General features: G+C 60.1%; 10 protein-coding genes. 3 read left to right on the top strand and 7 right to left on the bottom strand.

Features of this window, described 5'->3' with window-relative positions; genetic code table 11:
- Window positions 1-288: 288 nt before the first annotated feature.
- The 5 genes from HKK54_RS24235 to HKK54_RS24215 form a co-directional block, all read right to left on the bottom strand.
- Window positions 289-1,695: an outer membrane protein transport protein gene (locus tag HKK54_RS24235; protein WP_169388087.1), complete on the bottom strand. Its 1,407-nt coding sequence runs from the start codon at window positions 1,693-1,695 to the stop codon at window positions 289-291.
- A 125-nt stretch (window positions 1,696-1,820) separates the two neighbouring features.
- On the bottom strand, window positions 1,821-2,324 hold the full coding sequence (gene praB, locus HKK54_RS24230) for an alkane oxidation protein activator PraB (protein ID WP_010173196.1): 504 nt from the start codon (window positions 2,322-2,324) through the stop codon (window positions 1,821-1,823).
- 131 nt (window positions 2,325-2,455) lie between these two features.
- On the bottom strand, window positions 2,456-2,950 hold the full coding sequence (gene praA, locus HKK54_RS24225; RefSeq protein ID WP_010173198.1) for an alkane oxidation protein activator PraA: 495 nt from the start codon (window positions 2,948-2,950) through the stop codon (window positions 2,456-2,458).
- 146 nt (window positions 2,951-3,096) lie between these two features.
- Window positions 3,097-4,377, bottom strand: coding sequence for an alkane 1-monooxygenase (locus HKK54_RS24220; RefSeq protein WP_169388086.1), 1,281 nt, complete (start codon window positions 4,375-4,377; stop codon window positions 3,097-3,099).
- A gap of 317 nt (window positions 4,378-4,694) precedes the next feature.
- Window positions 4,695-5,693, bottom strand: a complete 999-nt coding sequence (locus tag HKK54_RS24215; protein ID WP_169388085.1) for an alpha/beta fold hydrolase — start codon at window positions 5,691-5,693, stop codon at window positions 4,695-4,697.
- A 302-nt stretch (window positions 5,694-5,995) separates the two neighbouring features.
- On the opposite strand from HKK54_RS24215, the gene HKK54_RS24210 reads away from it, so the two are divergent.
- From HKK54_RS24210 to HKK54_RS24200, 3 genes are read left to right on the top strand one after another with little or no spacing between them, the layout of a single operon-like run.
- A complete protein-coding gene (locus HKK54_RS24210) occupies window positions 5,996-7,534 on the top strand; it encodes a flavin-containing monooxygenase (protein WP_169388084.1) in 1,539 nt (512 codons plus the stop codon).
- On the top strand, window positions 7,531-8,430 hold the full coding sequence (locus tag HKK54_RS24205; RefSeq protein WP_010173205.1) for an SDR family NAD(P)-dependent oxidoreductase: 900 nt from the start codon (window positions 7,531-7,533) through the stop codon (window positions 8,428-8,430). Before HKK54_RS24210 ends, HKK54_RS24205 begins: the two co-directional genes overlap by 4 nt.
- A gap of 15 nt (window positions 8,431-8,445) precedes the next feature.
- On the top strand, window positions 8,446-9,288 hold the full coding sequence (locus tag HKK54_RS24200) for a metal-dependent hydrolase (RefSeq protein ID WP_010173206.1): 843 nt from the start codon (window positions 8,446-8,448) through the stop codon (window positions 9,286-9,288).
- Between the two features lie 6 nt (window positions 9,289-9,294).
- Here HKK54_RS24200 and HKK54_RS24195 read toward each other — a convergent pair whose 3' ends face one another.
- Window positions 9,295-9,933 (bottom strand): ribonuclease T2 family protein, encoded by a 639-nt coding sequence (locus HKK54_RS24195; protein ID WP_169388083.1) that lies wholly within the window; start codon window positions 9,931-9,933, stop codon window positions 9,295-9,297.
- A 36-nt stretch (window positions 9,934-9,969) separates the two neighbouring features.
- Complete coding sequence (locus HKK54_RS24190) at window positions 9,970-10,950, bottom strand: Gfo/Idh/MocA family protein (protein WP_169388082.1); 981 nt, start codon at window positions 10,948-10,950, stop codon at window positions 9,970-9,972.
- Window positions 10,951-10,983: the final 33 nt, after the last annotated feature.

Raw genomic sequence — 10,983 nt, 5'->3', positions numbered from 1 at the left:
GGATACCTCTACTCAATTCAGGGTACGGCCAACGCCCAAGCAGATCGGAATGACCTGTGACGTAAAGCCACACTACAAACTTGAAAAGATAAATTCAAATTTTGTTTTGAAATTTTTATTTAATGCTTGGGCGAAAAAATCAACGGCTGAATGGATCAGCCGGCCGGGTCAGTGGGAAAGGGATCGGAGCGGGTCGCGTGGGCGACCCGTCGATGCAATGTCAGTGTGAGACGTGGCAGAAAGATGCGCTGACTGCAGGCTTACACCGACACCCGTCACAACGGTGGATCAGAACTCGTAGGAGATCGCCATGCTAACCACGTCCCCATACGCGTCTGCCTTGCCATCCAGGGTCGCAGCGCCCAGGCGGTCCTGGTTGTGGGTTTGCAGCTTGGCTTTTTCCACAAATTGGTGGGAGTAGGAACCGTCGATACCCAACCCCGGAATCGCGCGCACTTTGTAACCAAAGCCCAGGGAAGTGAAGATCCGGTCACCATCCGGGATACGTGGGTCACGGGTGGAGTTGCGGGTTGGCGTCTGGTCGGTGGCGACACCGGCGCGCAGTGTTAGGTCGTTGGTGAGTTTGTAGTCGCCGCCGAGGGAGACCATCCAGGCGTCCTTGTAGTTGTAAGGAATCGACACAATCTGGTTACCGTCAGACTTCAAGGTCAGCGCCTTGAACGACGACCATTGGGTCCACATGACACTGGCACCCAGGCTGAGACGGTCATTGAACTGGTGGACCCAGTCGATGGTGGCGTTGGCCGGGATATCCAGTTGTGTGGTGGCGTTGGCACCATTGAGCTTAAGGTCCAGACCCGGGTAGGCAAGACCTGGGAGACCGCCTTCAATCAGCGACTGGCTCAAGGGGTCAGCGTAGATATTGTATTTGCCCTCCAGCTTGTTCTTGATCTTGGCGTGGTAGGCCAGGCCCAAGGTGTCTTTGTCTGTAGGCTTCCAGGCCAGGCCGCCAAACCAGCCGACGGAGGTATTGTCGACCTTGACGCGCATCAACGAATGGCCGACGCCGGAAGGAAACGGAATGCCGATCGGAGACACGGCCGCCGCGGCATAAAGGTCTATGTTCTGACTGACGAAGCCTTTGGTGTGCTGAACAATTGCACCACCACCAATGGAAAACTGATCATTCACCTTGAACGACAGCGCGCCCGTCAGGCCAACCGTTTCAATGCGCGTGTCGACTGCAAAATCTCGTCCGATCCAGTCGGAATCCCATGTAGTACGTGCACCCATGGGCACCACCTGGCTCAGACCAAAGGCGAAGCGATCGCCAATCGGCATCACCGCAAATCCGGTCGGTACCCAAGCCGTGAAGCCGCCCTGCCCGCCTGTGTTGTCATTGGGCGTGCCGATCTGAGTATCCGGGTCAACCAGTTGCGGCGCATTGCCGGCATAGTCCTTTTCGGTTCCTTTGTACTTGACGTTGATCCGCGCATAGTTAACGGTGAGTTCGGCAACGTTGCGATCAATAAAGGCCATGGCCGCCGGGTTGTTGAACGCCGCTGATGGATCGTTCTGAAACAGCGAACCACCCCCGAAGGCACGCCCCCACCCTTGGGCACCATAGGTCGGAGTCGCGAAGCCGCCGGCCTGGACCGACCCTGCCGCTGCCATGAGCCCGCCCAGCAATGCCAGGCTGAGCAACGCTTGAGCCTGTTGTTTCTTATTATTCATGCCCCACTCCTTATTATTTTTCCATCACGGGCGTTAACCCCGATCGGGCTTACCTCGACAGGTGCCTCTGACGAGGCACCTGCTTGTTCCAACGTGTGATCATCACGTCTTGCGCAGAGCGGTACTTATGGCGAAATGACGAATGCTGGGTTCGGCGTTGCAGTCAGCGCGGTAATGGTGCAAGACCCTACTGTCTGTTGTGTCGCAATACTCAGGAGGTTGGAGCCGTTGTTCCAGGTCACTGCGATTGGCACGGCAGCCGACGCACAACTCGAGACAACCGAGAAGTTCACCGACACGGTACCGGTATAGCTTGGGTTGGCACCGGCGGTCACTTGCAGTTTCCATGGCAGGTTCAGCAGTTTTGGAACACCACACAGAGGGTTGCTGCCCGTGACGGTCGCACTGTTGATCTGAGCGTAGGAACCATCAGCCGCCACTTGCCCGGCGAAAGCAATATTGCAAGTTACAGGCTGCTGCAGCGACGCCGGCGACTTCACGGTAATGCTGCCGGTAGTGCCGAAGGCCGAACCTGCCGGAGCAATGGTATAGGCAGCATTGGCCATCGAGGCTGCGCCGAAGCACAACGCAAACGAACCTACACAAACGAGGGTTTTCAAGCTTTTCATTATTTTTCCTCACATGTTATGGCGAGTCATTTCGCCAGGGGTAATGGCCATGATCGAGAGGTCACGGTGAATCTGCAGAACTTCCCTTTCCAGCCAAATTTCAATTCAATTACCGCTACAACATCCAACTGTTACTCAACTACTTTGAAACTTGGCGGCATCTTGATCGACACCGTCTTGATCTTGCAGTCTTCGCCGATCGGCACATTGACAGCTTCCAACTTGCCAGTGGCGTTATCCCAGGTACCGTCGGCGGTAGAGGGCCCGCATTTGCCGCCCAGGCCAAAGGCGTGCACATCCACGGCAATCTTCGACATCGAGCCGCTCTTGGTGTCTTTGGCCACTAATACCCACGGCAAGTTGATCGCTTCCACCCGGCTGCACTTGAGGCCGCCGTCGAATTCAACTTTGTCGACATTCACCGACGAGCCATCCGCCGCGACCTTGCCGGCGACCTTGATGGTGCAGTCCGCGCTGATCAGCGCGCCCTTGGAAAAGCTGATGGGCCCCTGGGCAGTAAACGCACTGCCGGCGGGTTCGATACGGGCAGCCTGGGCCTGGTGGTAAACGATCAGGCCCAGGGCGGCCAATACAATATGCGTCGTAAATTTGGCAGGGGTTTGCATGGTGTACGTCCTTCCCTTAATTTTATTTTTGTTCGGGTCAAACAAACTTTTTGCAACTAAGGCGTACTCGAAACCGGTTATTCAGGGCGATAAAAACCTGCGCGATACACAGATCCCGAGTACGCCTTACAACTGACTGCTTTACATTAGAAGGGTCTGGCGGTGTTGCTGTACTTCTCCAGATACTTCAAACGCTGTGAAGGTTGAAGATTGGTCAGGGTGATATCCCCGGCATAATGATTAAGGACCCGATGGTCCATGCGTCGTCGCCACAAGTACGGTACATAGGCCCAGACAATCATGCTGGCATAACCGTATGGCAGTTGCGGCGATTCATCAAAGTGACGCAGGGACTGATAACTTCTGGTTGGATTGGCGTGATGGTCGGAATGACGCTGTAGTTGGAACAGAAAGATATTGGTCACAATCCGATTACTGTTCCAGGAATGGCGTGGCGAGCAGCGTTCATAACGACCGTTGGGCAACTTCTGGCGCTTCAGGCCGTAATGTTCGACGTAGTTCACCACTTCCAGCAGCGAGAAGCCGTAGATGCCCTGGATGATCAGGAACGGAATCACGGCCGCCCCCAGCCAGGCAATCATCGCGCCCCACAACACCACGCTGTACATCCACGCGCTGAGTACGGCGTTCTTCCAGTGCCAGGCCGGCAGGCCGAGTTTGCGCAGGCGTTCACGTTCCAGGTTCCACGCCGAGCGGGCGCTGAACCACACCGAGCGTGGCAGGAAGGCCCAGAAGCTCTCCCCCAACCGCGAGCTGGCCGGGTCTTCCGGGGTGGCGACGCGTACGTGGTGGCCCCGGTTGTGTTCGGTGTAGAAGTGCCCGTAGAAGGTCGGCGCCAGGGTGATCTTGGCCAGGACGATTTCCAGCAGGCGCGGCTTGTGCCCCAGTTCATGGGCGGTGTTGATGGCGATACCGGTGGCGGCGCCGGTGGACATCGCCATGCCCAGGTAGGTGAACCAGCTGATCTCACCATGCAGCTGGGTACGGGCGGTGATGAAGGCGGCGGTTTTCGCCAGCCAGCTCGACGGGTCCAGGGTGGCGGTGGCATTCAACAGGCCGCCGCTGATGATCCAGTCGATGCCGCCTGCCGCCAGCCACCCGGTGATCACCACCGAGGAGATGACGAACAGCACGCCGGTGTAGACGATCCAGCGGTAGTAGCTTTGGGATTCGAGGTTGCTGACGGCGGATTCCGGCGGGTTGCTGACGTCTTCACCCAGCAGGCCGTCGATCAACGGGATCAGGCCGAAGATCACCAGTACGCCGACCCACCACAGTTGTTGTACGCCTGTGGAGATGGCCAGGGCGCCGGAAAGCAATGGGGTTGCCAAGGGCATGATGCCGAGCCACCACAGGTGGCGCTTGCCGTCGGTCCAGACATTCGGGGCAGCCAGGGTCTGATTCATGGCAGCCTCCGCACGAGGCAGGTGGGCAGGGAGCAAAAATCAACACTGAACAGGTACACGGAGCGGTGACAGCTCCGAGAATTCAACCATGCGATAAAAGGCGTTTTTTTCATTATTTTATTCGCTCTTAGGCATTTCAAAAATTATTTCAAATTAGACATTGAAATATTTTTTTAAATAAATAGCGCGGAATCGTTAGGTCGTCAACTAAATTTTTGAACCCTTTTGAACGTGACCGGGCAGTCTGTTTTTCAGCCGTTTGGTCAGGTGTCTAGGGCAAGCATTGACGGGGTCGAACCGCGAGTTCGGTAGCACAATTATTTGCTCGCCAACGCAAACGGCGGATGCAAAACCGTGGCGCTTTCGGGAGGCCGGACGCGCTTGGCCACCTGCTCGACCACCGCGGTGACACGCTCGGCGGCGGTAATCGGCAACATGTGCCCGCGCCCTTCCACCAACTGCAGCTTCAGGCCCGGCACCCGGCTGGCCAGGGCCTGGCCGTGTTTGCGGAAGTCCAGCACCTTGTCCTGAGCGCCATAGATCAGCCCGATCGGCAAGGTCAGCTGCGGGTAGCGCTTGACCATGTCCGGCAGGAAATCGTTGACCAGGTTGATCTCGGTGGAGGCGGCATAGAAGTTATCGGGCCGCATGCCCAGCAACCCGCCACCGCGGGTGGCAAAGTCTGCCGGGGCCGGGTCGGGGGCGAACACGCCTTTGACGGTCGCCTCCTTGGTCAACATCCCAAGGGGCATGGTCAGGGTGTGCGAGATGAAGCGCCGCAACCATCCGGGACGTATCGCCAACGACATAAACACCAGCGGCAGCATGCGCTGGGGATGGGTGAGCGGCGCCACCAGGATCAATCCGGACACCGCGTGGGGATGGTCCAGCGCCAGGGCCAGGGAAATCGCCCCGCCGAGGGAATGTCCCAGCACCAGCGGCTTATCCAGGTCCAGCGTCTTGATAAAGCTGGCGACTTGCCGGGCCTGTCCCGGCAGGTCGGCGGCGGTGCCGGCATGCCGGGTGGAATAACCCGAACCCGGACGATCCAGGGTGATCACCCGAAAGTGCTCACGCAATTGGGCAGACAAGGCATAGGTCAGGTTACGACTGCTGCCCATCAGCCCGTGGATCATCACCAGCGGCGGACCCTTGCCCTCGGCTACATAATGAAAGCGCTCGCCATTGATCTCCAGAAAGCGCCCGTTGATCGGAACAGCAGCTTCTATACGCCGTGTCATCCGGGCACTGAAGGCCCACAACACTACGCTCAGCCCTACACACACACCCGCAGCGACAACCCACTCGACAGCCATAGCTCGGTCCTCTGCATCCCTGCGTTGCTGGCGGCCCGACCGGTATTGGTCAAGACCTCAGCCATCGTCCACCCCTGGACCTTAACTGCGTGCGTAAAGCTCTCGTCCGTCGGATAAGTCGCACTTGAGGAACTGGGTCGTAGCCTAGACGATATTTTCAGGTAGATTATTTAAAATCTTTTTTAAAATAAATAATTCAATTTTTCTTTGCAATGGTGTTCTATCTAAAAAGACAAAACAAAAACAAGGAGCACATCGATGTCGAAACCCGTAAGGCGCCAGCAGCCCACGAGGGACAGCCTATGAATGCCCATGACACCGTCGACATCGCCATCATCGGTTCCGGATTTGCCGGGCTGTGCATGGCGATCAAACTCAAGGAAGCCGGCTTCAGCGACTTCTTTATTGCCGAGCAAGCCGACTCCCTCGGCGGCACCTGGCGGGACAACCACTACCCCGGTTGCGCCTGCGACGTGCAATCCCATGTCTATTCGTTTTCCTTTGCGCCCAACCCGGACTGGACGCGGCAATTCGCGCCCCAGGCGGAGATTCGCGCCTACCTGGAACAGTGCGCACAGCGCTTCGGGCTGGCGCCGTTCCTGCGCTTTGGCATGGGCCTGCAGAAGGCCGTGTTTGATGAGGCGCAACAGCGCTGGAGCCTGAGTTTCAGCAATGGCCGCCAGGTCAGCGCGCGGGTGTTGGTGTCGGGGATGGGCGGCCTGTCGCGCCCGGCGCTGCCGGACATTCCCGGCCTGGACAGCTTCAAGGGCAAACGCTTCCACTCCCAGCAGTGGGACCACGAGTACTCGTTGAAAGGCAAACGCGTGGCGGTGATCGGCACCGGCGCCAGTGCCATTCAGTTCGTGCCGCAGATCGCGCCGCAGGTGGCCCACCTGGACCTGTTCCAACGCACGCCGCCGTGGATCATGCCCAAGCCCGACCGGCCGATTTCACGCCTCGAACGCTGGGCCTTCAAGCACCTGCCCTTCACCCAGCGCCTGGTGCGCGGGGCGTTCTACTGGGCATTGGAAGGTCGCGTGGTGGGCTTTGCCCGGCACCCGGGCCTGATGAAAATGGTGCAGAAAATCGCCCTGCGCCACCTGCACAAACAAGTGGCCCGCCCTTCCCTGCGCGCGACCCTGACGCCCGACTACACCATCGGCTGCAAGCGTGTGCTGATCTCCAACGACTACTACCCGGCGCTGTCGCGCAGCAACGTGCAGGTGGTGACCGACAACGTGCTGCGCATCGAGGCCGACGGGGTGATCACCGCCGACGGCATCAAGCACCCGGCCGACTGCATCATTTTCGGCACTGGCTTCCAGGCCACCGATCCCCTGCCCCGCAACTGCATCATCGGCCGTCACGGCATCGACCTGATGGACACCTGGCAAGACGGCGCCCACGCCTACCTGGGCACCACAGTGCCGGGCTATCCGAACCTGTTCCTGATCGTCGGGCCCAACACCGGGCTGGGGCATAACTCGATGATTCTGATGATCGAGGCCCAGGTCACCTACATCCTCGACGCCCTGCAGCACATGCAGCGCCATCGCATCGCCACGGTCGACGTCAAGCCGACGGTGGAGCTGGCCTACAACGCCAGGCTGCAGGACAAACTCAAGGGCACCATCTGGTCCACCGGCGGCTGCAAGAGCTGGTACCTCGACCCGCGCACCGGCAAGAACACCACGCTGTGGCCCGGCTCGACCTGGCGCTTCAAGCAGGTCACCCGGCATTTTGCCCTCAAGGACTACGTCGCCAGCCTGGCGCCGCTGCCGTCCACACCGCGCCCTGCTGAGGCGCCGCCCCACACTACCCCTGAAGGGAGCCTGTCATGAAGTCATTCAACGGCCGCGTGGCGGCGATTACCGGTGCGGCCTCGGGCATGGGCCGCGCGTTGGCACTGGCGTTGGCGCGTGAAGGCTGCCACTTGGCGCTGGCCGATAAAAACAGCCAGGGCCTGGAGCAGACGGTCGAGTTGATCAAGGCCCAGGTGCTTGCGCCGGTGCTGGTCACCTCGCAGGTGCTGGACGTTTCCGACCGCCAGGCCATGGAGGACTGGGCCGCCCGGTGCGCCATCGACCATGGCCAAATCAATCTGATCTTCAACAACGCCGGGGTGGCCCTGTCGAGCACCGTCGAGGGCGTGGACTACGCCGACCTGGAGTGGATCGTCGGGATCAATTTCTGGGGCGTGGTGTACGGCACCAAAGCCTTTTTGCCATACCTCAAGGCCAGCGGCGACGGCCATGTGGTCAACACCTCCAGCGTATTCGGCCTGTTCGCCCAGCCCGGCATGAGCGGCTACAACGCCACCAAGTTCGCCGTGCGCGGCTTTACCGAATCCCTGCGCCAGGAACTCGACCTGCAAAAAAGCGGGGTCTCGGCCACTTGCGTGCACCCCGGCGGGATCCGTACCGACATCTGCCGCAGCAGCCGGATCGACGCGAACATGACCGGCTTCCTGATCCACAGCGAACAGCAGGCCCGGGCCGACTTTGAAAAGCTGTTCATCACCGACGCCGACCAGGCCGCCAAGGTCATTCTGCACGGCGTACGCAACAACAAACGCCGCGTGCTGATTGGCCGCGATGCTTACTTTCTGGACCTGCTCGCCCGCTGCCTGCCGGCGGCCTATCAAGCGCTGGTGGTGTTCGCCAGCAAGCGCATGGCGCCCAAGCAACGCAGCGCGCCGTCACCCGTCCTTGAAACCAACGAAGAGCACCGTCTCTGACCTGGAGTACCGATCATGTTGCCGATTCGCCGCGATATTCGTTTTGCCCTGCCGGCCGAACGCATCAAGAACTGGCATGAACAAGGCCCGTTCATCACCCACTTTTTCAACGCGTTGTCGTTGCTGTTTCCCCAGGGCGAACTGTTCTTCATGGACAGCGTGCGCCATTACCGCCAGCGCATCGAAGAGCCGGAACTGAAGAAAGAAATCCAGGGGTTCATCGGCCAGGAGGCCATGCACAGCCGCGAGCACGTGGCCTACAACGACCTGCTGCAAGCCGCCGGGCTGCCGGCGCATACCCTGGATCGCCGACTGAAGATGATCCTCGACGCGCAAAAAAAGTACATGCCCGCCTCGTTCAACCTGGCGGTGACCATTGCCCTGGAGCATTACACCGCGATGCTCGCGGAAATCCTCCTCAGCGACCCGTCGCGGTTTGGTGATTCGGTCAAGGGATACCAACAGATGTGGTACTGGCATGCCCTGGAGGAAACCGAGCACAAGGCCGTGGCGTTTGATGTGTGGAACCGCGTGATCAAGCCCGGGCCCAAGCGGTATTTGCTGCGCACCGGGACCATGCTCGTCACCACGCTGCTCTTCTGGCTGGTGATCTTTGATTTCCACCTGCGCCTGCTGTTTGCCGACCGCCGTTCGGGTGGGCATTTGAAGGGCTTCTGGCGGATGCTCAAGTTTCTCTACGGACCCAAGGGCGTGTTCCCGCGCATGGCGTTGCCCTGGTTGCATTACTTCAAGCCAGGGTTTCATCCCTGGGACCATGACAACCGGGCGCGCCTGGCGGGCATTGACCGATTGGTGGAGGAAATCGAGCAGACCCATAACGGTTATGGGTCCGCGTGAATCCGCTCAGCGTTGGGTCGGGATACGAATCTCGCCGTCCCGGCACTGGCTCTTGACGCTGCGCGGGCAGCCGGCAAACGCCAGGTCCTTGGTCAGGCACACCCGCACCTCGGTCAACACTGCGCCCTTGCAGATCACGGCCATCCCGTGGTTGCCCATGGCCGGGTTGCTCTCGCGAAACAGCCCTTCGATGTCCCGCGCGGCCAGGCCGCCACGGACGTTGAAGGGCTCAAGCTGCTGCGGGACCTTGACCACGCCCAGCGCGGCATCGGTCTTGTCCAGATAGGCTGACGCCTCAAGGCCGCTGCAAGTGCCGTGCTTGGCCCACTCATGCCTGAGCAGCCTGGGCGACGGGAACATCGTCCTGCCCCGGGCGAAGTCGGCATCCGACAACCGCGACTGCGGCTCACACGACGCCGGCCAGCCGCCCTTCGCGTACTGCGGCCACAGGCCATGCAGGACAAACCCGTAGCCCTTGCCCGAACACTGCTGGTCGTCCGGATGCGTCAGGCAGAAGGTCGGCGACCAGGACAACGACAACACATAAAAATCAAACTCCCCCGCCTGCCCCTGCGCCCGCGGTGCTGCCGTGGCGGCGCCCGCCAGCACCAGAAACAACCCCATCCAGGCTGCGTTCCATTTCATCTGTTCATTCCTTTAAAAGAGAACATTCCAGCACGGTTAAACAGCCAGGTTGGGGTTACGCTGTAGCACCCGGTCCATGACCCGGTCGGTCTTCAACGCCTCGATCGCCAGCGCCGGGTGTTTGCTCTCGCCGCGAATGTGCGCGTTCATCCCCAGCACGTGATGCCACTGGATATGCGCGTGATTGGGCACCTCCACTTCCTCGCGGGTCTCGGCCTCAAGGCGCAACGGTGCTTCATCGAATACCGAGAAGGTGATGCGGCCCTTGCTGCCGATCAGTTCCACCCAGTCCTCGCGACGGTCGGCAACAAAGTTCCAGCAGCCCATGCCCAGTGCACCCGAGGCGAAGGTCCAGCAGGCGGTCACGGCGTCTTCAGCGGCATAACGCCCGGCCTGGCGCGCGGTAAACCCGGCCACATCGACGATATCCCCGGCCAGGTACTGGAACAGGTCAAAACCGTGGCTGGCCAGGTCCGCAAAATAACCGCCGCCGGCAATCGCCGGGTCGGTGCGCCAGTTGCTGCTGCTGGCGTCGTCCTCGGAAGGCGGCTTGCACAAGGTCCAGGTCAGGTGGCGCAACTCACCGATGCGCCCGTCCTGCAGCCAATCCCGCACTTGCTGGAAGCGCGGCAGGGAACGCCGGTAATAGGAGACAAACAGGTGCAGCCCGGCCTGTTCAAAGGTGCGCTGCATCAGCGCACTTTGCTCGGCATTCAGCGACATGGGTTTCTCGACGCAGCAATGCTTGCCCGCGGCGGCCACCATCAGGCTGTACTCCAGGTGACTGTCGGGCGGTGTGGCGATGTAGACCGCGTCCACTTCAGGGTCGTCGATCAGCGCCTGGGCGTCGGTGTAGAACCGGGCGATGCCATGGCGTGCCGCATAATCGCGCACGGCCTCCTCGCGGCGCCCCATCACGGCCACCAGCGCGGAACCTGGCGCTTTGTAGAAGGCGGGTCCACTCTTGAGTTCAGTGACACTGCCACAGCCGATCATGCCCCAGCGTACGGTGTTCATCTGTATCTCCTTGCAGTGAGTTTTTTTCGATGG

It is taken from the genome of Pseudomonas sp. ADAK13 (genome assembly GCF_012935715.1).
Lineage (GTDB): Bacteria > Pseudomonadota > Gammaproteobacteria > Pseudomonadales > Pseudomonadaceae > Aquipseudomonas.
This window is presented reverse-complemented; position numbering and strand designations above follow the sequence as displayed.